The sequence below is a fragment of the Clostridioides sp. GD02404 genome (genome assembly GCF_045898275.1).
In the GTDB taxonomy this organism is placed as follows: Bacteria; Bacillota; Clostridia; order Peptostreptococcales; family Peptostreptococcaceae; genus Clostridioides; species Clostridioides difficile_A.
Genome location: NZ_JBJOCA010000033.1, coordinates 18,198 through 45,011 on the forward strand (window position 1 = coordinate 18,198; position 26,814 = coordinate 45,011).

The 26,814-nt window shown below is 26.6% G+C and carries 33 protein-coding genes; 26 read left to right on the top strand and 7 right to left on the bottom strand.

Going from position 1 to position 26,814, the window contains the following annotated elements; genetic code table 11:
• Nucleotides 1-81 precede the first annotated feature (81 nt).
• The 14 genes from Q3287_RS16505 to Q3287_RS16570 all read left to right on the top strand — a co-directional run bounded on the left by Q3287_RS16505 (nucleotide 82) and on the right by Q3287_RS16570 (nucleotide 15,813).
• The gene (locus tag Q3287_RS16505) at nucleotides 82-240 is read left to right on the top strand and encodes a type I toxin-antitoxin system toxin (RefSeq protein WP_054276803.1); all 159 of its coding nucleotides are present in this window, start codon (nucleotides 82-84) and stop codon (nucleotides 238-240) included.
• A gap of 381 nt (nucleotides 241-621) precedes the next feature.
• Nucleotides 622-909, top strand: a complete 288-nt coding sequence (locus tag Q3287_RS16510; protein WP_407815221.1) for a sigma factor-like helix-turn-helix DNA-binding protein — start codon at nucleotides 622-624, stop codon at nucleotides 907-909.
• A 122-nt stretch (nucleotides 910-1,031) separates the two neighbouring features.
• Nucleotides 1,032-1,757 carry an endonuclease/exonuclease/phosphatase family protein gene (locus Q3287_RS16515; RefSeq protein WP_407815220.1) on the top strand — a complete coding sequence of 242 codons (726 nt, stop codon included), beginning with the start codon at nucleotides 1,032-1,034 and terminating at the stop codon, nucleotides 1,755-1,757.
• Between the two features lie 88 nt (nucleotides 1,758-1,845).
• The gene (locus tag Q3287_RS16520) at nucleotides 1,846-2,601 is read left to right on the top strand and encodes a distal tail protein Dit (RefSeq protein WP_407964444.1); all 756 of its coding nucleotides are present in this window, start codon (nucleotides 1,846-1,848) and stop codon (nucleotides 2,599-2,601) included.
• Nucleotide 2,602: 1 nt separating this feature from the next.
• Nucleotides 2,603-5,362, top strand: a complete 2,760-nt coding sequence (locus Q3287_RS16525; protein ID WP_407964445.1) for a phage tail spike protein — start codon at nucleotides 2,603-2,605, stop codon at nucleotides 5,360-5,362.
• The gene (locus tag Q3287_RS16530; RefSeq protein ID WP_021426484.1) at nucleotides 5,349-5,654 is read left to right on the top strand and encodes a hypothetical protein; all 306 of its coding nucleotides are present in this window, start codon (nucleotides 5,349-5,351) and stop codon (nucleotides 5,652-5,654) included. The genes Q3287_RS16525 and Q3287_RS16530 overlap by 14 nt, the downstream gene beginning before the upstream one ends.
• Nucleotides 5,655-5,671: 17 nt before the next feature.
• Nucleotides 5,672-7,933 (top strand): hypothetical protein, encoded by a 2,262-nt coding sequence (locus Q3287_RS16535; RefSeq protein ID WP_407964446.1) that lies wholly within the window; start codon nucleotides 5,672-5,674, stop codon nucleotides 7,931-7,933.
• The gene (locus Q3287_RS16540; RefSeq protein ID WP_407964447.1) at nucleotides 7,933-9,858 is read left to right on the top strand and encodes a phage tail protein; all 1,926 of its coding nucleotides are present in this window, start codon (nucleotides 7,933-7,935) and stop codon (nucleotides 9,856-9,858) included. The genes Q3287_RS16535 and Q3287_RS16540 overlap by 1 nt, the downstream gene beginning before the upstream one ends.
• Nucleotides 9,859-10,005: 147 nt before the next feature.
• Nucleotides 10,006-12,198: a hypothetical protein gene (locus Q3287_RS16545; protein WP_407964448.1), complete on the top strand. Its 2,193-nt coding sequence runs from the start codon at nucleotides 10,006-10,008 to the stop codon at nucleotides 12,196-12,198.
• A 53-nt stretch (nucleotides 12,199-12,251) separates the two neighbouring features.
• Complete coding sequence (locus tag Q3287_RS16550; RefSeq protein ID WP_407964449.1) at nucleotides 12,252-14,189, top strand: hypothetical protein; 1,938 nt, start codon at nucleotides 12,252-12,254, stop codon at nucleotides 14,187-14,189.
• Nucleotides 14,190-14,192: 3 nt separating this feature from the next.
• Nucleotides 14,193-14,510 carry a hypothetical protein gene (locus Q3287_RS16555; protein WP_407964450.1) on the top strand — a complete coding sequence of 106 codons (318 nt, stop codon included), beginning with the start codon at nucleotides 14,193-14,195 and terminating at the stop codon, nucleotides 14,508-14,510.
• Between the two features lie 26 nt (nucleotides 14,511-14,536).
• Nucleotides 14,537-14,707 (top strand): hypothetical protein, encoded by a 171-nt coding sequence (locus tag Q3287_RS16560; RefSeq protein WP_227434936.1) that lies wholly within the window; start codon nucleotides 14,537-14,539, stop codon nucleotides 14,705-14,707.
• Nucleotides 14,708-14,752: 45 nt separating this feature from the next.
• Complete coding sequence (locus Q3287_RS16565; protein WP_021426475.1) at nucleotides 14,753-15,019, top strand: hypothetical protein; 267 nt, start codon at nucleotides 14,753-14,755, stop codon at nucleotides 15,017-15,019.
• Complete coding sequence (locus Q3287_RS16570) at nucleotides 15,019-15,813, top strand: N-acetylmuramoyl-L-alanine amidase (protein ID WP_407964462.1); 795 nt, start codon at nucleotides 15,019-15,021, stop codon at nucleotides 15,811-15,813. The genes Q3287_RS16565 and Q3287_RS16570 overlap by 1 nt, the downstream gene beginning before the upstream one ends.
• Before the next feature lie 44 nt (nucleotides 15,814-15,857).
• Here the strand turns inward: Q3287_RS16570 and Q3287_RS16575 are convergent, their stop codons facing one another.
• From Q3287_RS16575 to Q3287_RS16590, 4 genes are all read right to left on the bottom strand, one after another.
• On the bottom strand, nucleotides 15,858-16,034 hold the full coding sequence (locus tag Q3287_RS16575; protein ID WP_054276791.1) for an AbrB/MazE/SpoVT family DNA-binding domain-containing protein: 177 nt from the start codon (nucleotides 16,032-16,034) through the stop codon (nucleotides 15,858-15,860).
• Nucleotides 16,035-16,202 (bottom strand): hypothetical protein, encoded by a 168-nt coding sequence (locus tag Q3287_RS16580; protein WP_227845232.1) that lies wholly within the window; start codon nucleotides 16,200-16,202, stop codon nucleotides 16,035-16,037.
• A 76-nt stretch (nucleotides 16,203-16,278) separates the two neighbouring features.
• A complete protein-coding gene (locus Q3287_RS16585; protein WP_255615882.1) occupies nucleotides 16,279-16,407 on the bottom strand; it encodes a hypothetical protein in 129 nt (42 codons plus the stop codon).
• Nucleotides 16,408-16,597: 190 nt separating this feature from the next.
• A complete protein-coding gene (locus Q3287_RS16590) occupies nucleotides 16,598-16,744 on the bottom strand; it encodes a hypothetical protein (protein ID WP_243193344.1) in 147 nt (48 codons plus the stop codon).
• Nucleotides 16,745-17,372: 628 nt separating this feature from the next.
• On the opposite strand from Q3287_RS16590, the gene Q3287_RS16595 reads away from it, so the two are divergent.
• From Q3287_RS16595 to Q3287_RS16635, 9 genes are all read left to right on the top strand, one after another.
• Nucleotides 17,373-18,125 (top strand): sulfite exporter TauE/SafE family protein, encoded by a 753-nt coding sequence (locus tag Q3287_RS16595; protein WP_407964451.1) that lies wholly within the window; start codon nucleotides 17,373-17,375, stop codon nucleotides 18,123-18,125.
• Nucleotides 18,126-18,337: 212 nt separating this feature from the next.
• The gene (locus Q3287_RS16600; protein ID WP_284181950.1) at nucleotides 18,338-18,472 is read left to right on the top strand and encodes a hypothetical protein; all 135 of its coding nucleotides are present in this window, start codon (nucleotides 18,338-18,340) and stop codon (nucleotides 18,470-18,472) included.
• A gap of 261 nt (nucleotides 18,473-18,733) precedes the next feature.
• The gene (locus tag Q3287_RS16605; RefSeq protein WP_021384784.1) at nucleotides 18,734-19,027 is read left to right on the top strand and encodes an autorepressor SdpR family transcription factor; all 294 of its coding nucleotides are present in this window, start codon (nucleotides 18,734-18,736) and stop codon (nucleotides 19,025-19,027) included.
• Entirely contained in the window at nucleotides 19,008-19,574 is a 567-nt protein-coding gene (locus tag Q3287_RS16610) for a DUF1648 domain-containing protein (protein ID WP_407964452.1), read from the top strand. The genes Q3287_RS16605 and Q3287_RS16610 overlap by 20 nt, the downstream gene beginning before the upstream one ends.
• A 790-nt stretch (nucleotides 19,575-20,364) precedes the next feature.
• Nucleotides 20,365-21,138: a hypothetical protein gene (locus Q3287_RS16615; protein ID WP_196337445.1), complete on the top strand. Its 774-nt coding sequence runs from the start codon at nucleotides 20,365-20,367 to the stop codon at nucleotides 21,136-21,138.
• A 201-nt stretch (nucleotides 21,139-21,339) separates the two neighbouring features.
• A complete protein-coding gene (locus tag Q3287_RS16620) occupies nucleotides 21,340-21,897 on the top strand; it encodes a hypothetical protein (RefSeq protein ID WP_407964453.1) in 558 nt (185 codons plus the stop codon).
• Nucleotides 21,898-22,233: 336 nt separating this feature from the next.
• Entirely contained in the window at nucleotides 22,234-22,779 is a 546-nt protein-coding gene (locus Q3287_RS16625; protein WP_407964454.1) for an RNA polymerase sigma factor, read from the top strand.
• Nucleotides 22,772-23,470 carry a DUF4367 domain-containing protein gene (locus Q3287_RS16630; protein WP_407964455.1) on the top strand — a complete coding sequence of 233 codons (699 nt, stop codon included), beginning with the start codon at nucleotides 22,772-22,774 and terminating at the stop codon, nucleotides 23,468-23,470. The genes Q3287_RS16625 and Q3287_RS16630 overlap by 8 nt, the downstream gene beginning before the upstream one ends.
• A 66-nt stretch (nucleotides 23,471-23,536) precedes the next feature.
• Nucleotides 23,537-23,974: a hypothetical protein gene (locus Q3287_RS16635; protein ID WP_407964456.1), complete on the top strand. Its 438-nt coding sequence runs from the start codon at nucleotides 23,537-23,539 to the stop codon at nucleotides 23,972-23,974.
• 322 nt (nucleotides 23,975-24,296) lie between these two features.
• On the opposite strand, the gene Q3287_RS16640 is transcribed toward Q3287_RS16635, so the two are convergent.
• The 3 genes from Q3287_RS16640 to Q3287_RS16650 are packed head-to-tail and all read right to left on the bottom strand — an operon-like array spanning nucleotide 24,297 to nucleotide 25,158.
• The gene (locus Q3287_RS16640; protein WP_407964457.1) at nucleotides 24,297-24,509 is read right to left on the bottom strand and encodes a hypothetical protein; all 213 of its coding nucleotides are present in this window, start codon (nucleotides 24,507-24,509) and stop codon (nucleotides 24,297-24,299) included.
• 18 nt (nucleotides 24,510-24,527) lie between these two features.
• Nucleotides 24,528-24,941 carry a hypothetical protein gene (locus Q3287_RS16645; RefSeq protein WP_022619796.1) on the bottom strand — a complete coding sequence of 138 codons (414 nt, stop codon included), beginning with the start codon at nucleotides 24,939-24,941 and terminating at the stop codon, nucleotides 24,528-24,530.
• Nucleotides 24,925-25,158, bottom strand: coding sequence for a helix-turn-helix transcriptional regulator (locus tag Q3287_RS16650; protein WP_407964458.1), 234 nt, complete (start codon nucleotides 25,156-25,158; stop codon nucleotides 24,925-24,927). Before Q3287_RS16650 ends, Q3287_RS16645 begins: the two co-directional genes overlap by 17 nt.
• 215 nt (nucleotides 25,159-25,373) lie before the next feature.
• Between Q3287_RS16650 and Q3287_RS16655 the strand changes: the two genes are divergently transcribed.
• The 3 genes from Q3287_RS16655 (at nucleotide 25,374) to Q3287_RS16665 (ending at nucleotide 26,698) form a co-directional block, all read left to right on the top strand.
• Nucleotides 25,374-25,757, top strand: coding sequence for a BlaI/MecI/CopY family transcriptional regulator (locus Q3287_RS16655; protein ID WP_407964459.1), 384 nt, complete (start codon nucleotides 25,374-25,376; stop codon nucleotides 25,755-25,757).
• Nucleotides 25,758-25,889: 132 nt separating this feature from the next.
• Entirely contained in the window at nucleotides 25,890-26,105 is a 216-nt protein-coding gene (locus tag Q3287_RS16660) for an SdpI family protein (RefSeq protein ID WP_407964460.1), read from the top strand.
• A 260-nt stretch (nucleotides 26,106-26,365) separates the two neighbouring features.
• The gene (locus tag Q3287_RS16665) at nucleotides 26,366-26,698 is read left to right on the top strand and encodes a carboxymuconolactone decarboxylase family protein (RefSeq protein ID WP_407964461.1); all 333 of its coding nucleotides are present in this window, start codon (nucleotides 26,366-26,368) and stop codon (nucleotides 26,696-26,698) included.
• Nucleotides 26,699-26,814: the final 116 nt, after the last annotated feature.

The window sequence follows — 26,814 nt, forward strand, 5'->3', positions numbered from 1 at the left end:
AGATGTAACCTATAATCTAAGAGTGGAATTCATACAAACAAAGGATTATCCTCCCAACATTAAGAAGGGAGGTGATTATGTATGGATAATTTTTTACAAGGTGTACTAGCTAGTATTTTAGCTAGCTATATAGTTTACTTGATAAGTAAGTTATTTAGAAAATGTAAAAAACCACTCAAAGCTGGCACTAAGAGTGGTTGGGAGTTTGATTTAAAAATCAAATTCCATAAATTCAAATAACATCATTTATGATGAACTCCACTCTACTGACAATAGATTGTAGTTCTTCTTGCTTTTATTATATCATATCTTGATAAAAATATGCAAAGTAAATAGAAGTACTTACTGTTTAAGTAAGTACTTTTTTATATTCAAAAATAGGAGAGGGTTAAAATAAAATTAATAGATATCATAACAGAATATCAAGATGGAGATAGCTGCTTAATATTAAACTTATTAGATAAATTCAAATTTCTAATTAAAAAAATATCAAATAAGTTAGACTATGAATGTGCTGAAACAGACTTAGTTATATATTTAATTGAATTAATTAAATCAATTGATACAAGTAAGTTACTTAATAAATCTGATGGAGCAATTATTAACTATATAACTACATCTTTGAATAGAAAATCTATATCCCTTTACAATAGAAATAAAAAATTTAATGCTGAAACAATTAAGTATAACGATAATATAAAATCAAAAACTTCATGTTTAGATACAAATGAAGTAGAGTTGTATTTATCACTTAATTGTTTGAGTGATGTTCAAAAAAAAATAATAATAGATAAATATTTTTATAATTTAACTGACACAGAAATAGCTTGTAATCTAGAACTTTCAAGGCAATCTGTATATTCCAATAAAGTTAAAGCTTTAAGTAAATTAAAAAAATATTATTTATAATTTACAGTTTTCATGAAAATACAGTCTTTATTATATGAAATATAAATTATGAGGCCTTTAATTTATAAAAAATACATTCATGTATTATAATATGCATGATTATACAATTTGGAGGTATTGTTATGGCTACTACAGCAGAAAAAAATGCATTCAAAGCTCAAATCGCAGCAGATGAAGCTAATCGTTCAGTAACAATAGGTACATTCAACATAAATAAATATGTTAAGCAAAGCCCAGAACCAATACAAAAAGCTATGCATATAGCTATGGAAAAAGGAATAGGGATAATTGGAGTACAAGAATATTGTGAATTTTGGAATTTACCAGAGAGTACAAGCAAAATAGCAGGAGTATATGACCATGTAGGAAAACAAAGAATACTAGATTTATCTTGGGGAAGTGGATGGCAAGGTAATGCTGTAGTATCTACATTCGGTTTATCTACAAAGACAGGTGGAGTATATTCAGCATTAGGTAATGGAGAACAGCCAAGAGGGTATGTTAAAGTAATATTTAATACATCATATAAAAATGTATCATTATATAACACGCATTTTTCACAAAATGGAAATACTTATGTAAGGAAACATGCACAAGAGTTAGCTAATGTAATCAAAAATGATAAAAACTACTACAAAGTTATAACAGGAGATTTTAACTCTTATTCAGAATATGATTTAAAACCTTTATTAGAATTGGGATTTAAACCAGTGTTCCCATTTACATCAAAGCAAATAGATAACATATTAGCACCAGAGTATATGACAGTTTTAGATAAAAACTCAGTACAAGACTTAGAAACAATTACAGACCACAATTTATACTATGCAACTTTAAGATTTGATTAATATATGAATTGAATTAATAATTATAAAAGGGGATGTGTCAAAATAAAAATTTGAATCATCTCTTTTTTTATGTATAGGAGGTGATAATTTGGCTTTACAATACTGTGTCAGTGAAAATGAACTAGTTTCTTTTCAATATGGTGAGATAAATAGTAGAGATTTTGGTATTGTAATTACAGATATTAATGAACTTGCATCACCAGAACGGAGATTTGAAAGAATAGAGATTCCAGGAAGGAATGGCAGTCTTATTTTAGATGAAGGTTGTTATAGCAATTTTAATCTTGAAATAGAATGTTATATAGATGTGGATGGTAAAGATATTAACATACTATCATCTGAAATAAAGATGTGGTTACAAACAGACTTTTCATATAAAAATCTTATTATAAGTAGTGACCCAAACTATTATAGAGAAGCAGTTTGTATTAATAAACTTGATTTAGAAGAAGTTATAAAGGATTTAGGATATTTTAAGATTACATTTGAATGTAAACCACTCAAAAAACAGCTAATTAGTAATTTAATTACAATAAATGAATCAAATTCTAAGTTAATAAATACTGGAATGGCTTCGTATCCTCTTATAAAAGTATTTGGAAATGGTGATATAGAATTAAAAATAAATAATGAAGTAATAGAACTTACAGAAGTTCAGGGACATATATATATTGATTGTGAACTTATGAATGCTTATAAGGTAGATATTCATACAAATGATATAGTTAATGAGAATAGTAGAATGTTTGGAGATTTTCCAACATTTGAACATGGTGAAAATATAATAACATACACTGGAGATGTAGAAAAAATAGAGATAGAACCTAGATGGGTGGTGTTATAGATTGCTTAGGTTATATAAAGCAAATGAAACAAATTTTAAAAACAATGGATTAGGAATATTAAAAGATGCAGTTGAAGCAAAGGTTACAGAAGAATTAAATGGGTTGTTTGAGTTAGAGTTTACATATTATGTGGGCTCTTTTTTATTTGATGAAATTGAGTATAATAAAATACTTATGGCTGATGCTTCTCCAAAACTTAAAAATCAGTTATTTAGGATTTACTATATTTCTAAAGAACTTGATGGAAAAATATTAGTTAAAGCAGAACATATTAGTTATGACTTGTTAAATAATTTTATAGAGACTTTAGAACTTAAAAATGTTACTTGTGAGGAGGTTCTTAATCAAATATTTAGGTCCTGTACTGAAGAAAATAGATTTGTAGGATATTCAGATATAACTGGAAATAAAGATTTTTCGATATCATGTGTAAGTCCACACAATGCTATATCTGATATTAAAGAGTTATTTAACAACAAATCTAAATTAAAGAGAGATAATTTTAATATAAGTTTATTAAATAATATTGGAGAAAGCAATAATGTATTACTAGCATATAGGAAAAATATAACAGGTCTTACAGCAACTTATGATACACAGGAAGTCATAACTAAGATATATCCATATGCAACTAAAAAAAGTGGTAAAAATAAGAAAATTACACTATCAGAAAAATATATAGAAAGCAAATATATAAATAATTATCCAACTCAAAGAATTGTTGCAGTTGATTTTACAGATGATGATGTGAAAAATGAAGAAAGCTTAAGGAATAAGTGCAAAGATTATTTTGTTAAAAATAGTGTTGATTTACCTAAAGTTACTTACAAAGTTGAATTTGTAGATTTATCAACTACAGAAGATTATAAAAGTTATAAGATGCTTGAGACTGTTAATATGGATGATGAAATAATAGTTAGAGATTATAACTTAGGTATAAATGCTACTGCAAGGGTAGTAAAAACGGAATATAATCCAGTATTAAAAAAATATAATTCGGTTGAAATTGGTGACTTAGTAAATCATTTTAAAGATGAAAGAATAGATGATTTAGAAGAAAAAATAGATAAGGTTCAAAATAATGTAGATAATATTGTAATTGAAAGTGATAATTTTCCAGATACACTTCCAGAGCCATCAAATGTAACAGCACTAGGGTTATGGAGTATGATTCAGTTAGATTGGACTTTTGACAATAAACTATACTATAACTATGAAGTATATGCATCCCAAATAAAAGGATTTGAACCAGATACAATAGGATATACAAATAGGATATATGTGGGTCAAGCAAGTTCATTACTACATGAAGTTAAACCTATGCAAACTTGGTATTACAGAGTCAGAGCTGGAAATACACATGATAACTATAATGAATTTTCAAATGAAGTTAGTGCAACAACAAGGAAGTTAAGTGATGCAGCTGAATATTTTGAAGAAGCAGCTATAGGTCATGCAGTTATAAGAGATTTAGATGCAGATAAGATAAATGTAGGAAAAGTAAAAGGGCAGTATATTGAAGCTAAAAATTTAGTTGTGGTTGATGGAAACAGCCAAACAACTTTAAATATAGACAGTTTTGGAAATGTTCATATAGGTGCAACAACATTTACATTAAAAGGGAAGTCACTAGAGTCAATTATAGGAGGAGAAATAGATAATATAACTCAACTTGAGATATTTAACAAATTAACTAATAATGGTCTTGCTAAAGGACTATATATGGTTGGGAATGAGTTATATTTAAATGCAAGTTACATTAGAACTGGTACTTTAGAGGGGCAATTTATAAATGGTAGAAATTTAACTGTGAGAGATAATGATGGATATATAACTTTACAAGTGGATAGCAATGGAAAAGTTAATATAAGAGCTAATGAATTGTCTATAGGTGATAAAAACAACTATGAAAGTGTTTTAACTAGTGACCAAAAAGCAGTATTTGATGCATTAACAGGGAATCGAAATTGTGGAATATATTTAAGTGGAAGTAGATTATATATAAATGCTGATTATATAGATACAGGTACTATTTTATGTGACAGAATAGGTGCTAGTTCATCAAACCCAAGAATATTACTTTTTTCAGGTAATGGAGCTGAATGTGCAATAGATGCTACTGCATTAAATGGGGTTGGTATAGGTAAATCAATTAGATTTCAGTATGATAGAAGTCATTATGTAGCTGTAGATGGTTCTTCGGTAAATTTTTATATAGGTAGTACAACTATTTATAATAACTTTTCTCGTTCAAAAGTTTATTTTTATCAAGATGAAATTAGATGGGATAGTGCAGTTTTTGATATGTCTGGAGCTTTAAGACTGTATACAGAGAGTGAAGAGACTGGTTTTGTAGCATGGAATGATGGAACTGCTGCAATTTATTGTGATGGAAGAGAAAGACACGCTTTTTATGATGATGGGACTAAAAAAGGAGGTTCTATTGAAATTGATGGGACTATTTTTGGTATGTCACCAGTTGACAGTCCTCAAACATTAATAGAAGATATTTTATTTGATGTAGAAGTAGAAGAAACAGGAACTATAGTTAAATTAGACAGTACTTATGCTAAAGCTATTTCAAGATATGCAGTATTTCCTTCTAATGGAAAAGTTGAAGTTGTAGAAAAGCAGAATGGATATTTTAAAGTATCTGGATATACTGGGAAAGTAGACTTTAGTGTAAAGGGAAGTAGAATTGATAAAGAACATGAATATTTTTCAATAATGGGAGGAGAAGAACAACATGGCAATTTCTAAGGATATAACAAATGCAATGGGTCAAACTGCTAACTATTGGAGGATAACAACAATAAATAGTAGTTATGGTGCAAAAAAGTGTAATGTATTTATTGCTGGATATAAAGATGAGCAAAGAAGATTAGATAATAAGCAACCAATAATTGTTAAAAACTATATGATGAAGGAAGATGATTTTGCTTTATATTTAGATACAAATACGCTGGATATAAGTGGAGTAAATCAAGTCCAAGCTTGCTACAATTGGTTAAAAGAAAGTGTTGAAGAGTTTAATGGAGGAATAGATGCATAGAGAGGATGTGATAAATCTTGAGAGATAGAATTTATATTGTAGACATCAATACAAAGATGTATCAAATAGCTAGATATAAGCAAAATGATAATAATGTATCTTATAACATGAGGATAGTACAAGATTCTATAGATGTTGATTTAACTGAATATACAGCATTAGCATTTTTTAGTTTACCAAGTGGAAGAGTTACTCAGAAGAATTGTACTATAGAAGGTTCAACTGTTTATACTGAATTAAGTCATATAGAGCTTTCAGAGGAAGGTGATGTTGCTTCTGAGATAACTTTATATAAAGATGACAAGGTAGTTACTACATTTTCTACAATAATAAAAGTTGAAAAAAGTATAAATAGAAATGCAATAGAGGATGAGCCTAGTTGGGATATAATAAAAGACATATTGAATGTATTAAGTTATGAAGAAGAAAGACAAGAAAATGAAAATGTAAGAAAATCTAATGAAGAAATTAGAATAAGTTCTGAAAATGTAAGAGTTGGCAATGAGGATATAAGAATTGAAAGTGAAAATCAAAGAAAAGGTAATGAAGCTGAAAGATGTGATAATGAGGAAATAAGAAAAACGCAAGAGCTTACTAGGGAAACTAATGAAGAAACTAGAAAGACAAGTGAAACGACTAGAGAAGCTAATGAGGAACTTAGAAAGACAAATGAAACAACAAGAGAAGCTAATGAAGAGATAAGAAAAAACAATGAGATAGTCAGAGAGTCAAGTGAAGAAACTAGAAATACAAATGAAGAAACAAGAGAAAACAATGAGACAGTTAGAGAATCAAATGAGGGAATAAGAAAAACTAGTGAAGAAACAAGGGAATCAAATGAAAATACTAGAAAAGCAAGTGAAGAAGTAAGAAACACTAGTGAAGAAACAAGAGTTACTAGTGAAGTAGCTAGGCAAGAATCAGAAACTAAAAGGGTAGAAAGTGAAGAACTAAGAAAAAGTAATGAAGATATAAGAGAAGAAAATGAAGAACTAAGAAAAAGCAATGAAGAGACAAGAAAAGTAAGTGAAGAAGTAAGAAATACTAGCGAAGAAACTAGAAATATAAATGAAGAGACAAGAAAAGCAAGTGAAGAAGTAAGAAATGCTAGTGAAGAAACTAGAAATACTAATGAAGAATCTAGAAAAGTTAGTGAAACAACAAGGGAAACTAATGAAGAATCTAGAAAAGTTAGTGAAACAACAAGGGAAACTAATGAAGAAACAAGAAAAGCAAATGAAATAACAAGACAAAGTTCAGAAACTAAAAGAGAAGAGAATGAAGAACTTAGAAAAAGTAATGAGGAAACTAGAGAATTAAATGAATCAACTAGGCAAACATCTATAATTAATATGCAGAAAAAAGTAGATGATAAAGTAGATGAGGTTGATAATAAAATAATTGAAGTAGATACTGCTAAAACAGATATGACAACCACTGTTAGCAATAAAATAACTGAGTTTGAAAAAAGGTTCAATGAATTAGAAAATTTAGATACAGCGGGAGAAATATTACAATCAAAAGAAACAACAGATGGTCAGATAAAAGATACTTTAAAAGAGAGATTAACTTATGATTTTAATAAACTAGATTTAAAAATAGAGCAGCTTATTGCTGGTGGAATAAATGTAGCATTTAATAAATCATATGATACATCTGAATGGATTGAAGTTGATGGAGGATTTGAACTTTCAGTGGAGCATAATCTTGTTACTCAAAAAATACTAGTATCTTCTATAGATAAACTTAACAAGAAAAGTTTGATTACATCTTATAAAATTATAGATGATAATAATATAGTATTATTTAATGAAATTGCTATAGATATTGAAATTACTGTAGTTAATGGTGGTTCAACTATTGAACTTATAAAATTCACTATTAATGATGATATAGAATCTCTTGAAAGTACTTACTCTAGCATAGAGATAAAAAGACTATTAAAAGATGGATTAGATAAAAAAGCCAATTTAGAACATGTTCATGATATATATGTTGAGAAAGTAGAAGGAAAAGGACTTTCTACAGAAGATTATACAACTGAAGAAAAAGAAAAACTTTCTGAATTAGATACTTTTAAAAATAAAGAGACAAAATTTAATACGAATGGCTCTATAACAGAGGTATTAGATAATAATATCAAGTATATTACAAAGTTTAATGCTAATGGTTCTATATCAAAAGAAAAGTATATAAATGATATATTAATCAGTACAACAATAACTAATTTTGAAAATGGAATGATACAAGAATCTGTTACAAGTGAAGGGGTGATTTAATGAGCTGGTCAGAGGTATATAAGGTAAACAGTGACATACAAGGCGAACCTTTGAATTTTTTAAACTATTTGAATGATTTAAAACTAAATGAACTAGACAGTTATGTACTTTATGATGGTAATATTAGAATATGGGAAGAGTTATATTTAAATAGTTTATATCTATTTTCTAATCGAGGAATTAGAGAAGTAGTATATGCAGCTTTTTCAGAAACAGACATAGATAACCTGTTTGATAAAAGCACTAAATTAGGCGAGCAATTAAATGCTTTTTATAGAACAGATATATTTAGTTTAGGAAATGCTGATAATGTAGTAAAGGGAATGACTATAGAATATTACAATTCATTAGAGGAAAAATTTAAAGCAGGGTATGATAGATATGTTACAAGGGAACAAGAAAAGTCAAGCATAGGCATGTGGTTTAATTCTACTTTCAATTTAAATAATACTGATTTAGAAAGTCTTACAACTATAGAGGAAATATTGGCAAATACAGAAGCTACTAATGCAATACTTAATAATAGTAATGCAATAGTAGCTTTAACTATGTGTAAATCGAGCATGGATGCAGTTGTGGTGAGTTCAATCGCAATGGATTTACTGGGTCAATATATTTTAAGAATTACAGCGGAGCCAATAGTTATTAAAGCGATTTTAAAAAATAATGTCATTAGGGATGCGATTATTAACAGCGATGAAGCTATGACGCAAATTGCCACGAACGAAAACTCAGTAATGGAAATATTAAAAGATGTTGAAGCTGTAAAAACATTAATAGCTAATTCTAATTCTATAAATAAGATATTAACTAACAATGAAGTAAGCGGAGTAATAATGCCTAAAATTATAAATTCTAAAGGGATTTTAGTGACAGTTTTTAATTATACTAACAATATTAAAACAAATGTAGATGCATCAAAAGAACAATGCAACACGAATATGTATAAAGAAGATGTATTCCCATTCTTAAAAGAAATAAGCGAAAATTATAAAAAAATAGATGATAAAATACAAGTCATAAAAGAAAATAATTCTAATTTCGCATATATTGCTGATTTGATAATGGATAATGCGAATATGGCAAATGCACTTGTTAATGTTTCAATGTTTATAGATGCAATTCTAACTAGTACACCAACTTTAAATGTTATAGTAAATAATACTAACATGATGAAGACTATCAGTGGGAATTTAAATGCTATTAATAGAATGATAAAGAATTCTACAGCTTTAAATATGTGCATTAGTAGCGGAACTGCAATGGCTCAAATCTCAGCGAATGCAACAGCTATAAATGCAATTATTGGCTATTCCACGGCGTTCATTGCAATCATGAATAATTCAAATGCTTTTAATAGTATTGCAAATTCCACTAATGCTATGACTATAATTATGAATAGTACTAGTGCAATCAGTCAAGTTATGAATAACAGCAATGCAATGAATGTTTTTATGAAAAATAGTAATGCAATGAATATAATAACAAAAACACCAGTAGCATTAAATATGATGTTAAAATCAAGTAATGCTAGAACAAGCTTAGCGACTTCTCCTTATTTACAAGCGTATTACAATAATATTGAAACTACTGTTACGAACTCAACATATTTTACGAAAGGAACAGCTACATATATAGACAGTGGGAATAGAATCTCAAATGCAAGTGGGGCAATGATAACAAGCAACGACCCGGATCAATGTCTATACATGAGTTTGTTAATAGGTTCATGGAGCAACGGAACATCAACAACTGGTAATATAGCTCATTTACAAAATAAGGTCATAGTAAGAACTATAACAACAACAATTGGACAAATTTCATCAGGAAGAGGAGAATCAGCGAGGTATGTATGCGTAGGAGGATGTGCTTTTACGGAAACTGGAGACTCGGGTACTTGGGGCTATATGGTTTATGCTAAATAATTAATATATAAAAATAAAACGATAAAAAACAGGAGAAAATAAAATGGAAGAATTAGTTACACACTCAAGTAGTCTAGGAACTATAGGAAATTTATGTTCTTTACATGCGTTTTTAAATAGTTTATTTAGAGCAAAGAAGGTGATTAATTGTTAAATGAAGATGTAGTAAAAAATATTAATAAACTAAATAATGAACAGGATAATATTAACCTAGAACTTAGTAAGAAAGCGAGCAAAGAAGATTTAGATAAATTAATTCAAGGTGGCACTAATGTAGCTATATCTAAAGATATATCAACAAATGATTGGATATTAGACGAAAGTACATATACAGCTATAGTTGAACATAATCTTGTAACTAGAAAAGTACTTGTAAGTTTAATAGATAAGACTACCAATAACAATATATTTTGTTCATATCAAATTTTAGATGATAATAGGCTAAAAGTTTTTAATGAATCAAACAATGAACTTGAATGTATAATTGTAAATGGAAACTCAGTCATAAATATGGTTTCAGCAACAATTGATGATAATAGAAGTACTGAAACAACCACTTATTCTTCTATAAAGATAGAAGCTTTATTAAAATCCTTAGAAAATAAAATTGATGATATAGAAAATCTCAAGGAAGTTGACAATATAAAATGTAGTACAGATATAGGAGAATATACTATAGAAAATAGTAAGAAAGGTTATCTAACTAATTTTAATATACAAGGTAAGACGCTAGTTAATTTAGCTAATCCTAATAATATCTATATCACAGATGGAGTTAGATATAATAATCCATTTAGATATATTGAAAGTGCTAAAGCTTATACCTTTATAAATCTATGTGATAAACAAATAAAATACACTTATGGAAATATTGGAGATATAACAATTCCACCAAAGAGTAAAGTACTATATATTATTCCAGATACTAATATTACTGTATCAGAAATTATGTGTTATGGTCATACATCTGATGGTTGGGGAGAAACTGATATAGATAAACAAAAAATATCAAAGGCAATGTTAGTATTAGAAGGTGACTATACAAGTGAAGATATAAAATACTTTAAATATTTTGATGGATTACAAAGTGTTGGACAAAGAGATAATATAAAACTTCTGAGTTATCAAGGAGAAAATCTATTTGATGGAACTTATCAAGATGGATATTTTAATGGAAACTCATTAGAGGAAGAGCTTATACAAGGAATGCCTTGTATAACTACAAATTGGATTGAGTGTAATCCAAATGTAGAATATTATTTCTTAGGTGGTAATAGAAAACAAATTCAATTTAAGAATGAGAATAACATATTTAAATCAGTTATATTAAATTCAAATAACTTTGAAACACCTACTGATTGTACTCATTTTAGATTGTATTATGCACGAACAGACCAGTTTTATTTCCCATTGAATATTTATAAAAAAGGCAATATAAAAATAATACCATATATATTAAGAAATTTATCTGATGAAATTAAGGATAGAATAGTTTATAAAAATAATAGCTATAAATTAGTACAAAAATGCGAAGAAACAATTCTAAATGGACAGGAAACTTGGGGGATTCATACCAGTATAGAAAAAGACAACACTATTGTTTTCACAACAAATTTAGGTGTAATTAATTCTAATGAGAATACATGTATCTTAAAATCAGATAAATTTAAAGAAGTGTCAGCTCTTCAATTATCTAACTCAGATTATGAGTGTATAGCAAGTGGTGCAAATAATAACTATCAAACAATGATAAGAATATCTAAGACAAAAGCTAATAGTTTGGAAACCTTTAAAACTTGGTTAGAGAGTAATAATATTACAGTTGTATATCCATTAGAAAGACCACAAGAGATTGAACTTGTGGATTTAAGTATGCAAACATTTGAAGATAAAACAAAATTTTTGCTATCTACAGGAAGTATAATACCAAAAGTAAGTTTTGATTTAACTCAAAATTTTGGTAATAATATAGAAATTTTAAAAAGAAAAATTAATACTTTAGAAAACATATATACTTATAGTAAAACCATAGATTTATCTGATAAGTTGCTAAATGGATGGGAAAAAGCGTATGATATACACCAAGGATTAATATTAAGCAAGATAGGTAATGTTGTTCAAATTTCTTCCGTAATTAAAGATGGTCTATTTACAGCAGGTACAATAATTGTTTATTTACCTAAAGAGTTTACACCAAGTAAGATTGCACCAATACAAATATTTGATAGTGGGGAGAGCTTAGGGTCTTTGGAAATAAGACCAGAAGGATATATAAAACTAGCAATAGTTAATAAAAATAGCACTAGGATAATTTTTAATGGAAGCTATATATTGGATTAAAAGAGAGCTTTAAGGCTTTTTTTTATTTCATTAAATGGAAAGGAGAATATAATTTGTTAAATGAAGAAGCTAGACAAAAGATATTAAATTTACCAGTTGATACAAATAAAAGGTTTGAAGATATAGAGAATTTAAAAGAAGTGCCTAATATTTCTTATGTGGCAGATAATGGAGAATGTTCTATAGAAAACAGTAAGAAGGGATATTTAACTAATTTTAACATACAAGGTAAGACACTAATTGATTTATGGGGAAAAACTAGTTCAGATTTTTCTTTATGGAAAGCCACTTTTTTAGATGGAAAAATAAACATACTAACAGAAAATGATATAAGATATTCTAATTTTTTTACTACCAATTATACTTTATATAAACCAGATACTATATATACAATAATAGTTGATGTTGATAAAAATACTTTACCTAGTACAAGTGGAATATATATTCATAGTTTAGGAGAAGAAAATTCAGTATTTATTCCTAATCTGACAAATATAGCTATATTAGGAGGAGTGATTGGGAAATTCAGATATACATTCACAACAATATCAGACTTAAGTGATTGTAATGTGGCTTTAAGGAGTGTTTTAGATAATGATACACTTGCATCTGGTTATGAAGTAAGTTTGAAAATTACCATATTAGAAGGAGATTATACAGATATTAATATAGATTACTCTAATGAACTATTAAGTGTTGGGCAAAGAGATAAAATAGAACTTTTAAGTTATCAATATAGTGGAATTAATATTTTTAATAAGAATTCCGATTTTAAAGATAATTATATTTTACAATATCTTAATGGAGAGGAACTTATTTCTGAAGCTAGGAATCATAAATATACGCTAGACTATATAGAAATAGAACCAAATACAGAGTATACTTTTTATAATTGTAGTAGAAATATTTGTTGGTATGATATAAATAAGAGTTTTATACCAACACCATTAAATGAAAGAATAATAGGAGATAAAGATATTTTTTATGTTACTAGAAGTCCTAAAAATGCAAAATATCTAAAAGTTACTATAATAAAAGATTTGCATGATGATGGTAATAAAACAATTATAACTAAAGGAAATAAATATGATAAAAAGGTAATTCCATACACATTAAGAAGCTTACCAAATGGAATAAGAGATGAAATAGTCTACAAAAATGGTTCATATAAACTAATACAAAGATGTGAAGAAATAGTTTTTAATGGTAATGAAAATTGGATAGAAGTTCATGGAATGTATGAGTTTAGATTAAATTTAGATATATCTGTATTAAGATTAGATATGTCTAAGTTTGTAACTAACTTGTACAAGCAATCTTATGTGGACTATATATATAATGTTCAAACTGAATCAGCATTATCTATATCAACAGAAAATGGAATAGGTGTAATAGATATAGTAGATACTTTGATATCTCCTTTTAGTATTGCTAATTTTAAAGAAAAATTAAAGAAAAGCCCTTTAAAAATAATTTATGAATTAGAAACACCAAGAGAAATTGAATTGACATCATTAAATTTAGAACAATATGATAATCAAACTAGATTTATTTGTAATGCTGGGGCTATAACTCCAAATATTAGTTTTGAAAGTACACAAAATTTAGGTAGTCATATAGAAGTTATTAGAGAAAATTTAAAAGAAATTACATCAATAATTAAAACTGAAAATAATATTGATTTTAAATTTATAAATGGATGGGATAAAGTATGGCAATCAGCTACTATTACAAATGTAGGAAAGTACTTATTTGTAAACATGATTGTGACAAAAAATACATCATCTACTGTTTTAGAAGAAGCAATAATTAAATTACCTTTAGGTATATCAAGACAAAACTATTCTTGTCCAGTTATGAATTCTTCTTGTGAACAAGTTGACACTGTAGGGATAGCTTGTGTAAATAATACTATACTAATGTTAACTCCAGGTCATGATATTACGAATAAAGGAATTTTAATTAGTGTTGTTGTAAATTTGGAGGTTTAAAGTATGGATAAAGTGAAATTTAAAATAATAAAAGAGCATAATTTCTCAAAAGAAGAAATTGACAATATAGGAATTGATAATTTTTTTATTACAGATAGTGGACAATTGTGGACACCTTTAATAAGCAAAGGAGAAATTATTAAAACAGGTGAACAGTCTTATAATGAATGGTTAGAATTACAAAACAATCCAGTCAAACCAGAACAACCACTTGATGAAAGTACAATTTTAAAAGAAAATCAAAAAGAGCAAGACAATTTTTTAATAGATAATGCTTATAGAATAGCTATGTTAGAACTTAACACAAATAATATGCTATAAAGTTATAAAAATTTGGAGGTAAGAATATGTATAATATTTTAAAAAGAATGATTGAACAAAAAAATTATGAAACTAAAGAAGAATTGCAAAACAAGTTAGATGTATTCTATGCATTAAATAGAATTAAAGAGAATGAATATACAGAATTAACAAACATGATAAATAAAGAAGAAGTACCAAAAGAACCTATTATCTAAAATACACAGGTTCTTTTTTTATATCAATTTTAGTAGGAGGTCATCATGGAAAAATTATTAACAGAATTAAGTAGTTTAGGAGCAATAGGAATCTTATGTGCTTTATTATTCAAAAATACTATGCAAGAGAAAAAAGAAGATAGAGACATGTATAAAAAGACAGTAGAAAACTTTATCGAACTATCTACACAACAACAGGAAATCAATAAAAATATACTTGTTGAAATGGGAGCAATGAAAACTGATGTGGAGGAAATAAAGGAAGATGTAACAGATATAAAGGTAATGCTACAGAAAGAAGGTGATAAATGATGAAAGTAGCAATAGTACCAGGGCATACTCTAACAGGAAAAGGAACTGGAGCAGTAGGTTATATAGATGAAGGAAAAGAAAATAGAATACTAACTGACTTAATAGTAAAATGGTTAAAACAGGGTGGAGCAACTGTATATACAGGTAAGATAGATAAATCCAATAATTACTTAGCAGAACAATGTCAAATAGCCAACAGACAAGATGTAGATTTAGCAGTACAAATTCATTTTAATGCAAATAGTGCAACCTTAAATCCAATGGGTATAGAAACAATATATAAAACTAATAATGGTAAAACATATGCTGAGAGAGTTAATTCAAAATTATCAACTGTATTTAAAAATAGGGGCGCAAAAACAGATGTAAGAGGTCTTTACTGGCTTAGTCACACAAAAGCACCAGCAATATTAATTGAAACTTGTTTTGTAGATAGTAAGGCTGATACAGATTATTATATTAAATACAAAAATACAGTAGCGAGATTAATTGCAGAAGGCATATTAAATAAAAATATAAATAATGAGGATAAAATCATGTATAAACATACAATAGTTTACGATGGCGAAGTTGATAAGATACCTGCGACTGTAATTGGTTGGGGATATAAAAAAGAAGAATGCTTAGTTTGTGATATAAAAGATTATAAACCCTTCAAAACCGAGAATCTATATGTTGTAGGAGGAGGAGCATGTAATAAGATAAGTTCCATAACGACAGAAAAATATACTATGATAAAGGGTAATGATAGATTTGACACCCTTTATAAAGCATTAGATTTTATAAACAAATAAACTGATTAGGAGGTAGCAACTAAAATAGTTACCACCTCCTTTTTTTAATCATTCTCAGCTTTTTCAATAGTTATTTTACCATCTTCTAGTGTAACTATAACTTTTCTTTCATCTTGAGATATACCCAATTCTTTAACCCAATTGATAGGTAAAGATAATCTAGTGGTAGTGTATCCATTTCCACTCTTATGAAAACTTATATTTAATTCTCTTTGCTCCATTTAATTTCCATCCTTTTTTAATTCTTTTGTAAAGAAAACTAATAGTGAGATACTTATTAATAAGCCAATGATATTCCAGATATCAAAACTTTTTATTAAGAGTATTACATCAAATACTATAGTTATTAAAACAACAGCAATACATATTTTGTAAAATTTTCTATTCATGGTATTCTAGAAAGTATGTTATAATATTAGAAAGAAACCACCTAGAAGGAAGTGCATTTCCTTCTAGGCTTAACTCTTATAGTTCTTTAATTAGTCTTAAAACTGTAAGAGCTATATTTAGTATTAATAATATAAAAGAGAGAACTTTTTTAAGTATATTAAATTTGTTCTCTTTTTTATTTTTTCTTCTTTCTAATCTCCCCACTCTCTTTGTCCTCCTTTCTTAGTTTTTAATTTTGTCACCTCCTTATCTATAAATATATTATAACATTACGGGGCGTAATATGCAACACTTTTATCCATATTTTTCAATAAATTTATAAAATCTATTAATATGAAATACAAAATATAATAAAAATAAGTAGATGCTTACATTACACCTACTTATTTTAAAATTATTCCTCATCAAAAATAACTATTGCCTTACGTTTTTCCCTTGTAAATCTCATTTTTTCAAGTTGGCTTAAAGGTAAAGAAATTTTAGCAGAATAAGTACCTGAGCCACCTTTACTATAAACTATTTCAGATTCTTTTTGCTCCAAACTATTTCCCTCTTTTTTTATATTGTAATGTAACAAATATTAACAATAAAATGCTTATTATTAATCCTATTATATTGCTAGTATTAAAATGCAAAAATAAAAGTATTATGTCTATTACTATAGTTATAGCAACTATGACAATACAGATTTTGTAAACTTTATCACTTATATTTTATAGAAAATGTGTTATAATATCTAGGAAGAAATGACTAGGAAGAAGATTAAATTCTTCCTAGCTTATAAAACTATAAATCTTTTAATAACTTAATTAGTTTATCAATTAAATTTATTAAAATAGGTAAGATATAGAGAGCAGTTTTAACTTTGGCGAGTTTGTTTTATCTATCTTTTCACCTCCTTTCTATATTTATATTAATGAACTATATTTCTTAAAAATAAATGGTGACAAAATCTAACTTGCCACCATCTTGCCACCGAAAATAAAGAATAGAATAAATTTGAATTAAGCACAATAAAACATAAACAACAAAACTGACCTTAATAAAACATTGAGATACCAACACTTGTAAAAAATAACAACAATAAACAAATAAAATAGAATAATATTACAACATAAGTAAGATATATGTTGTTAATAAAATTGAGATAGAATATGTGGAGGAGTTTTATGCTTGTAATTATTTTTTTATGCATAGGAGGTTTTTTAGCTGCCTTTGTAGACTCTATAGCAGGAGGGGGTGGACTCATAAGTATGCCTGTTCTTATGGCGATTGGAGTGCCAGTACATCTTGCTATTGGTACAAATAAATTTGCTGCATCAGCAGGTTGTATAAGTAGTGCTTATAGATACTCAAAATCTGGTAAAACTAATAATGAACTTTTAAAGAAATTAGTACCATTTACTATTATTGGTAGTATTTTAGGTGTAAGATGTGTACTATCAATAAGTGAAGATATATTAAATGTTTTAGTTGTAATAATGATTTTAATAGTGGCTACTTACACTTTTATTTCTAAAAACTTAGGTCAAGAAGATAATTTTGAAGGTATTAATAAGAAAAATCTAAGATTAGGTATGATTATGGCTCTTATAATGGGTTTTTATGATGGTTTTTTTGGACCTGGTACAGGTACTTTTTTAACTTTTGGATTTATAAAAATATATGGATATGATTTTTTACATGCTTCTGCAAATACAAAAATATTAAACTTAACAAGTAACATAACATCATTATTATTGTTTATAATCAATGGTCAAGTATACTACAAAATTGCTATAGTGTTTGCATTAGTAATGATAATAGGAGCTTATGTGGGTGCTAAAGTTGCTATAAAAAAAGGTTCAAAGATGATAAAACCAATATTTTTAGTAATGGCATTGTTTATGGTCACAAAATTAGTGTATCAAACGTTATTTTAATTGATTAACTTTTAAATTTTATAAGTAGTTGTGATTTTATTATATTAAAATATATCAAATGACTTTTAAAAGTTCTAATTATCTTCTAATATAGTTCATATGTAATACACATATAAATTGTAATATTATATATAGAAAGATTATATATTAAAAAAATATAATTTTAATTTTATTTATATGAAATATATAATAATTTGTAGGAGGAGTTGTTTATGAATATATCAAGAAGAGCTATGAAGATAATCGAATTGGCACAAAAAATCGCCAATAAAAAAGGTGTAACAGTACAAGAAGCTTGGAATGATGCAATGAGAGAATACAAAGCAAAATATGAATATGTTGCATAATTGTATGCATTATATTTTAAATATAGAAAATATATAAAATATAAGGGTCTAGAGTTAACTTCTAGGCTCTTTTATTTTTTGAAGTTAAGATATTTGAATAGAAATAAAATGTAAGTAAAATCAACTTATTTAAAGAAAATAAAAACTTTATTTGATAATTTAAAATAAGTATTTAGAAAAAAATCTAAATAGATATTGAAATATAATAATACCTATGCTATATTCTAATTAGATGAAATTCTAAATAGAGAGGTGATGGTGTTGGGTTTTCCAGAAACGTTTAAAGCTCTTTCAGACCCTGTAAGAAGAGAAATATTACTTATGTTAAGGGGGAATAAAATGTCAGCAGGAGAAATTAGTGAAAAATTTAATATGACAAATGCCACAATTTCTTATCATCTATCTCAATTAAAAAAGGCAGGACTCATATTTGAGACAAAGTATAAAAATTTTATTTTCTATGAAATAAACATTTCGGTTTTTGAAGAGGTTATGCTTTGGTTTTCACAATTTATGGAGAAGGGAGAAAAAGATAATGAAAAAAGCGATAAATAAACAATTTATTTTATCTACATTAATATGTTTTATACCATTTATTGTATCAATATATTTTTACAATATACTACCAAATGAAGTTGCAATTCATTTTGATACTTATGGAAATCCAGATAATTATGCTCCAAAATTTATAGCAGCTTTTGGGGTACCATTACTAATGCTATGTGTTCATTTGTATACATGGTTTAGACTTGAAAATGAACCTAAAAAGGCTAATTTTTCAAATGTCATGCAAAATTTATCAAAATGGGGAGTCGCTATACTTGCAGTCATCTTACAAATAATGATGGTTTTGTATTCAACAGGAATTAGTTTGGAGTTTAATTTTTATACAGGATTGATTTTGGGGATAGTAGTTATTTTATTTGGAAACTATCTTCCTAAATGTAAGAAAGATTATTCTATAAGTATAAATAGCATAGGTGAGATAAATATATATTATGATTCAAGATATGAAAATAAGATACAGAATGTAGTTGATGAGATTGAACAGTTATTCAAGTCTCAAATTAAAAATTTTAGAGTATCAAAATTTAAGCATTGATGATTAAAAGGTAGCAACTTAATATAGTTGCTACCTTTTAAAGCGTAGGTATATAAGAAACTAAGTATAGCCATTTATCAAATAGTAATGATAGTATAAAGCCTGAAAGAAATATACCTAATACATACCATAAGAAAGTATTTAGATTCTTTTTCATAAATAATCACCAATTCATATTATATTTAATCTTCTTACATTAAAGTATAGCAATAATGAGTATAAAGAGTATATAGAATATTACAAAAATTAACAAATTAAAATATAAAAAGCCACCTTTTTAGGTGGTCTTTTATTGCTTTTATACAAATATATATGGTGAATCATTTAGTATATTGCTATTTTTGAAGCTCAAATTTCTTTAGTCCTAGTGGAGTGTCAATTATATACTTATATGATTGTGGAGCTATGAAGTTATCTATATTCCTTTGGGTTTATGCCTGTATCAAATTTAATGAATTCGCTTATTTCAATTGCATATGCTATATCTCTATTATTGAAATATTCATCATATTATTTTCTGTGGTGATGTAGAATATACATAGATTTTCTTGAAAATTTATTAACTAATTCCAGCATATAGGAGATTTTTAAATCTGTAAAGAAAATCATATCTTTGTGTTTCCATGCCCAAAGGAACGAAAGTTTATAATATTAAAAATAAAAGTTAGTGAAGCTTTTAGCTACTTTTTATTGCAAATTGGAGATTATAGAACTTATAATTAATTTAGGGCGAACTATCTGTGTAGTATGGAGAATATACAAATTAAAATTTGAAAGGAAACAATAAAATATGGTAGCTTTTTATACATGGTTTTTAAATAAAGATGAACATGAACTACAACTTAAAATTGCATATATAAAATCATTCTTTTATATGATGCTAATTATATTGTCAGTTTGCAATTTTTTCTGGAGTAATACATTTTCAATGGTAAAAGTCATTTTGGGCGATACAATTCTTAGATATATCTCATTATTTTTGTCAGTTGGATTACGTTTTTTCACAGTGCTTAGTGCAATAGCATTTATTTTATTTGTAATTTCAGCACTTTTATATGAAATTCCTTATAAGTATATGAAACCTGGTACATATTCTTATTTCAGAATATTAATACATGGTTCGTTTAGCAGGCTTAAAGATAGTCTTGAAAGCATAACAATATTTTTAATAGCTGCATATATATTCTCTTATGATGTTTTTATACAATATAAAAGTATATATAGTGAATCGTTTTGGCTATTGTTATTGCTGATAATGTCGTGCATCTTTATTATGTTTTCCATGCCAGAAATGATTAATCGTTTTTTTACATTAAGGTCCTGGATAAATTCTTTAGATAAGGAAGAAAAGCTTCTTCCACCAAAAAATGGGGACATAAGCTTAAATAATGAGCTTCCTCCATTAAAAAATGGGAATGCAAACTTAAATAGTGAGCTTATTTTACTAAAAACTATGAATCAAAACCTAGAGAAAGAGATTCTTTTTCTAGAAGCTGAGAATAATAGATTAAGAGAAAAAGATTTGAGCTTAAAAGAGCATGGGGCTACTGAAAAATATATATAATTTATAATAATTAGAAATTGTGTCGTTTATGTGCATATAGTAAAAATAAAAGGATATTTTTAGATATTAGGAGGATAATTACCATTGCCAATAGAATCTAATTATTTTAATGAATTTTAAAAAAATTATATATATATGTCTAAAAAATGGAGTTTCATTTGTTATATAGTTAAATAGAATAATAAAGGATGGTGTTTTTTAATGAATTCAAAGAGAATAAATAATCTACTTGCAATTACAATGATAACAACTATGTGTATTACTCCATTAACTGGTATAGCTAATGCGATGGAACCTGTAAAGCAAGAACATACATATCTCACTACTAAAGATTTAGAAGACAACACGCCAATAGGAACTGAATATACTATGACAGATGGAGAAATGGCTGCATATCTTAAAGCAAATGGATTTGCTACTGACCAGATGCTAAAAGATGCTGGATATTTTAGCAATGCAAGATATAAAGAAGGTGTAAGAAAAGCTGTAAAGGTAAAAGGTGGATGGGATATATATCTAAAAAAATCAGACCTTTCACTTATAAAATCAACTGGAGTTAATGGCACAATTGGTATACTTTCAGCATTAATTACAGGTGTTGGAGGAGCTGTAATCGGAGTTATAGCAGGTTCTATAGTTCAGGCTATGGTATCAGACCCAAAAGGTGGAATGATATATAAAATAAGAACTAGAAAGGTAACTATAGGAGTTGCAGGAGAAATTGAAGAATATTATTGTCAATCAGTAGTTTACCAATAGAAATAAACAGAAATGAGTTGATATCTATGAATATTGGAATATTGTTATCAAACATAGTTCTTGCCTTTTCAGTAGTTTTTATAGCAAAAACGATAAAGAAAAGATGGTTAAAAGTTATAATAATCATTTTGCTAATAGCTATAGCCACCTTGATAACATATTTTACTAATGGATACCTATAAGATTATAAGAAAAAAAGAACTAGATAATCTAGTTCTTTTTTTCTTATAATTCTATAATATAATAGTTTAAATTTAAGTTTAATACACATATTCCTCTGGAAATCTTGTATAATTATTCTATTAAAGTAAAATCATTTACAGGAGGCTGCTAATTATGTTAATGTATCTGGCTATTATAGATTCAGAAAAGGATAAAAGTAAATTTGAAGAAATCTATATTAGGTATAAGAAGTTGATGTTTTATGTGGCAAATCAAATTTTGGAAGATGAGTCTTTATCTGAAGATGCTGTACATAATTCATTTATAAAAATAATAGATAATTTAAGCAAAATAGATGATGTTAAGAGTGTAAAAACTAAAGGATTTGTTGTTATTATAGTAAAAAGAACTTCTATAAATATCTATAATAGAAGAAAAAGAGAAGAAATAAGTGATATTAATGATGAAAATTATAAATTCAATACCTTAGATTTATCAATTGAAAATCTAGGAGAGTATATCAATTTAGTAGAAGCTTTAAAGAAGCTTCCTCAGATAGATTTACAAATAATGTTATTAAAGTATAGTCATGGCTTTTCTAATAAAGAAATCTCAAAGATATTGAATATAACAGAAGCTAATTTATACAAAAGAAATAAAAGAGCTTTAGAAAAATTAAAAAAACTGTTATATGAAATGGAGGTACCAGTAAATGAATAAGAATGAATTGGACATAGAAGAACTATTGTATTCTAAACTTCCTGAAATAGAAGAAAAAGTATTGAATGAGCTACCTTGTGATGAAGATATTAACCATGTGTTTTCACTTGAGTTTGAAAATAAATTGAATAAACTTATTAAAAAAGATAAAAAAAGGACTGAAAATACATGTTATAGATACTTTAAAAAAGTGGTAATTATCTTTTTAATAGTTTTAACAGGCCTAATTACTATAACAACTGTAAATACAGAAGCTTTCCCAGAAAATCTGATGAGAATGATGAAAAAAATATATAAGGAATTTACTGATTATAATTTTATTAATCCTAATATAGAGAAAACTTATTCTTACAAAGAGCCTGAGTACATTTCTTTTGGATATAAAGAAGTCGAGAGAGTTAAAGAAGATGATTATCTTGTCATAACATACAAAGATAAGTTAGATAATTACATAGTTTATCAGACAATGCAAATGAATAGAGATGTTGTATCATTAAATACTGAAGGAACTAAGACAGAAAATATTCGATTTGATAATCATTATGCTCAATACGTTGAAAAAGGGAATACACAACAATTATTATGGGATGATAAAAATAACATATACATACTATCTAAAGAACTAGCGACGAAAAAAATAACAAAGAAAGATAAAATAGAATTTATTAAAATTGCAGAAAATATTAGATAAAATTTTGTCCAAAATGTAGATTCTTATTTGCTATATACATGAACGAAAGTTTAAGGAGGCTAATTAATGAAAATAAAAAAAATAATTTCAATATTTTTATATATTTCGATAATTATAGTACCATTAAATCTAATTAGTTTTGCAGAAGAACTTAATTTATCCGATATTCTCTACACTAAAGAAAGTCAGAAAAATATAATTCCAATATCAGTTTTTATATTAAATTGCAGTTGTAGGATTTCAGCTTCTGATGGTTATGTAAAAATAAATGCATCGGTAGTTGGAAAATCAAATGTCAATAAAACCTCTATTATTATAAAGTTGCAAGAATTAAAATCAGAGAATTGGGTGGATATAAAAATATCTTCTAAAAAAATAGGAGGGAAGATTTGTTCTAGCTCTAACTCATATTCTGTTTCCAAAAATCATATATATAGAGCTATGGTAATAGTTTCTGCTGGGAATGAATCTAAAACATTAATAAGTACATCACAAAGATACTAGTGTTTAAATCAATTTTAGAAAAGATAAGAAATTAATAAAAGGGTATGTATCAAATTTTTATTTTGATACGTACCCTTTGTTTATTGGTTTAAAACGTTCATATAAATATTATATTTATTTATGAAGTTGGAAAGAACTTAAGATAAGCAAAGCACTCTTATAAAGAGAGTGCTTATTTTTTGAAATACATTAAGATAGTATAAACTATCAAGAACCTTACTCAACATATCTTAAAAACGATTTAAATAGGTCTTTTTCATAGAGTAAATTATATGATATAATAAAAAAAGTAAAGATGAACATCCAATCCATCTTTACTAAGTTAACCATAAAGAGAGCATTTTCTGTCATAAGGGATGCTCTTTTTACTTTTCCAAACAACATTGTTTTTTTCATCAATAATTATCAAATCAATCTTATTATCTTTCAATATTTCTGTTGCAGTACAAATGAGACTATCTAAGTCAAAACTACGAGTTATTTCTAGTTGCTTGTTATTTATTACTCTTTTTAGTATATAAGTCTTAAAACACATTTATATCACCTCTTGTATTTACTCTTTTTTCTCTAAAAATATATTGATAAGTAAATATGCAACAAATAAAAAAATCTCAATGATGCATAGTGTTATAGCTATAACTAGAAGTGATTGATTTTTCCATGCACTATAAGCTATGATGAAAAGAAATGTAAAGGTACATAATGTATAATTCATAATTTTAACTAATATATGACTTGTTTTCATTGTTAAATATAAGTCTCTTTCATCTGCATTATCGTGCAATTCTTCAACAATGCCTTTTCTTGAAAAAGCATTGTAAAAATTAAAGATTGCTATTGTAATTAAAAGGAATGATGAAATTAGGAATCTTTGTTCTTTTAAAATGCAGTAAATAACTATACTAGCACAACATAACATAGAAGCTATAATACCTACTATAAAACCTCGTCTATTTTTTACTTTCATATTTTTTATCCTCCATTTCTTTATTTTCTTTTAAACAACATAGTTCTTCAACCGTTGTATCAAATACTTGTGCTATACGGTAGGCAAGCATAAGAGAAGGACTATATTGCTCTTTTTCAATAGAAATAATTGTTCTGTTTGATACATGGACTAAATCAGCAAGTTGTTGCTGTGTTAGACCCATATTTGTTCGAAATTCTCGCACTTTTGTTTTCATTCCATACCCTCTTTCTATATGAAGCTGACTTCATGTGAAGTTAACTTCATAATAACTCGAAATAAATAAAATGTCAATCTCATTAAGGAAGTATTCTAAACTCAAAAAAATAATATTGGTAAAAATTGGATGGGTATATTTACCTTAATTATCTTGTTTGTAAAACTTTATTGAGATAGAATTTACATATATATATTGGCAAAGGGGTGCAGACTATGAAAATTAGTAAATTACCTGAATCAGAGTTGAAAGTCATGAAATTTATTTGGGGATTAGAAGAAGAGAAGATAGCTTCTAGAGAAGTTGTAGAAGCTATGAAACAAATATATGATTGGAATAAAAATACAACACTAACAATTTTATCGAAACTAGTTAAAAAAAATTTTTTATATGCACAAAAAACAAGTAAATGTACTTATTATATGATAGCTATTAAAGAAAAAGAGTATTTAAAATTTGAAACAAAAAAGTTTTTTAGCTTTTTACATAACAACTCTTTAAAAAGTCTATTAACAGCATTACATGAAGAAGAAGATTTATCAGAAGATAAAATAAAAGATTTGGATAATTGGATTAAGAATTGGGAAGATGATAAATAAAATTAATTTATGATACTAAAATGATACTAATATGTTTTATAGCGTGTTAAAAAATATAGAAAATATAGAAATAATAGAAGAAAATTCATATAATAGATAAGGTTTTATTAGATTAAAAAGAAAGTCAATACTATGGGAATAATTTCACCATGGACTCTTAATGATGAAGACAATTGGAATAAGACACATCGTTTAGCTGGATGGATTTGGATTATTGGTGGGATATTGTTAATTATTAATGCTTTTATTAACATACCTTTTTATAATATGTTTGTAATTTTTGTAATTGTAATACTACCATTTATATATTCTTATTTGATATACAGAGTTTCAATGAAAAATAACTAATACAATCAATAATCATCATAATATTTAAATGAATGCAATACTTTTCAGAGCTAAAATATATAATTTAAAATGTACTAAGATGTTTGTTTTAGCTCTGAAAAAATATTATTTAATGAAATTAATATGGTATATTGAAAATTTTAAAAACTTATATTAATTAATCTATTGAATATAATTTGAAAATTTGCATTTAATGTTGAAAGCATAAGTATAGTGTGCTATTATTATAAAAAATTATTTATAAATATAGGAGGTAGAACATGAATACTAAAGAAATAAAGGAATATAGAAAGTTTTACAATAAAAAATTAAGTGATACAGATGAATTTTTCAGAGTATTTGGAAGTCTTGATGATAAAGCTTATTCAGAAGGAGCTATAAGCAAAAAAAATAAAGAATTAATGGGATTAGCTATTTCTATTTTAAGTAGATGTGATGAATGTATTTGTTATCATATTGAGGGTTGTATTAATTCTGGTGCGAGTAATGATGAAATTATAGAAGCAATAAAAATAGGTGTAATTGGTGGTGGGTCTATTACGTATCCAAATGCAAGATTCGCAATAAAGGTTCTAGAAGAGTTTAATGTATAATTTTAGTATCAATAATTTATTTATATTAGTAGCATTTAGTTGTTTAAAATTGTGCTAAATTTTATTCTTATAATATATATTTTTATTGATTTTTTATAATTGTATACAAAAATTTA

Bases quoted from the DNA above. Each gene is read 5' to 3' on its own strand.
- Q3287_RS16505 (WP_054276803.1), top strand. From the start codon at position 82: ATGGATAATTTTTTACAAGGTGTACTAGCTAGTATTTTAGCTAGCTAT.
- Q3287_RS16515 (WP_407815220.1), top strand. From the start codon at position 1,032: ATGGCTACTACAGCAGAAAAAAATGCATTCAAAGCTCAAATCGCAGCA.
- Q3287_RS16530 (WP_021426484.1), top strand. From the start codon at position 5,349: ATGGCAATTTCTAAGGATATAACAAATGCAATGGGTCAAACTGCTAAC.
- Q3287_RS16540 (WP_407964447.1), top strand. From the start codon at position 7,933: ATGAGCTGGTCAGAGGTATATAAGGTAAACAGTGACATACAAGGCGAA.
- Q3287_RS16555 (WP_407964450.1), top strand. From the start codon at position 14,193: ATGGATAAAGTGAAATTTAAAATAATAAAAGAGCATAATTTCTCAAAA.
- Q3287_RS16560 (WP_227434936.1), top strand. From the start codon at position 14,537: ATGTATAATATTTTAAAAAGAATGATTGAACAAAAAAATTATGAAACT.
- Q3287_RS16565 (WP_021426475.1), top strand. From the start codon at position 14,753: ATGGAAAAATTATTAACAGAATTAAGTAGTTTAGGAGCAATAGGAATC.
- Q3287_RS16570 (WP_407964462.1), top strand. From the start codon at position 15,019: ATGAAAGTAGCAATAGTACCAGGGCATACTCTAACAGGAAAAGGAACT.
- Q3287_RS16575 (WP_054276791.1), bottom strand. From the start codon at position 16,034: ATGGAGCAAAGAGAATTAAATATAAGTTTTCATAAGAGTGGAAATGGA.
- Q3287_RS16580 (WP_227845232.1), bottom strand. From the start codon at position 16,202: ATGAATAGAAAATTTTACAAAATATGTATTGCTGTTGTTTTAATAACT.
- Q3287_RS16595 (WP_407964451.1), top strand. From the start codon at position 17,373: ATGCTTGTAATTATTTTTTTATGCATAGGAGGTTTTTTAGCTGCCTTT.
- Q3287_RS16600 (WP_284181950.1), top strand. From the start codon at position 18,338: ATGAATATATCAAGAAGAGCTATGAAGATAATCGAATTGGCACAAAAA.
- Q3287_RS16610 (WP_407964452.1), top strand. From the start codon at position 19,008: ATGAAAAAAGCGATAAATAAACAATTTATTTTATCTACATTAATATGT.
- Q3287_RS16615 (WP_196337445.1), top strand. From the start codon at position 20,365: ATGGTAGCTTTTTATACATGGTTTTTAAATAAAGATGAACATGAACTA.
- Q3287_RS16620 (WP_407964453.1), top strand. From the start codon at position 21,340: ATGAATTCAAAGAGAATAAATAATCTACTTGCAATTACAATGATAACA.
- Q3287_RS16625 (WP_407964454.1), top strand. From the start codon at position 22,234: ATGTTAATGTATCTGGCTATTATAGATTCAGAAAAGGATAAAAGTAAA.
- Q3287_RS16630 (WP_407964455.1), top strand. From the start codon at position 22,772: ATGAATAAGAATGAATTGGACATAGAAGAACTATTGTATTCTAAACTT.
- Q3287_RS16635 (WP_407964456.1), top strand. From the start codon at position 23,537: ATGAAAATAAAAAAAATAATTTCAATATTTTTATATATTTCGATAATT.
- Q3287_RS16640 (WP_407964457.1), bottom strand. From the start codon at position 24,509: ATGTGTTTTAAGACTTATATACTAAAAAGAGTAATAAATAACAAGCAA.
- Q3287_RS16645 (WP_022619796.1), bottom strand. From the start codon at position 24,941: ATGAAAGTAAAAAATAGACGAGGTTTTATAGTAGGTATTATAGCTTCT.
- Q3287_RS16650 (WP_407964458.1), bottom strand. From the start codon at position 25,158: ATGAAAACAAAAGTGCGAGAATTTCGAACAAATATGGGTCTAACACAG.
- Q3287_RS16655 (WP_407964459.1), top strand. From the start codon at position 25,374: ATGAAAATTAGTAAATTACCTGAATCAGAGTTGAAAGTCATGAAATTT.
- Q3287_RS16660 (WP_407964460.1), top strand. From the start codon at position 25,890: ATGGGAATAATTTCACCATGGACTCTTAATGATGAAGACAATTGGAAT.
- Q3287_RS16665 (WP_407964461.1), top strand. From the start codon at position 26,366: ATGAATACTAAAGAAATAAAGGAATATAGAAAGTTTTACAATAAAAAA.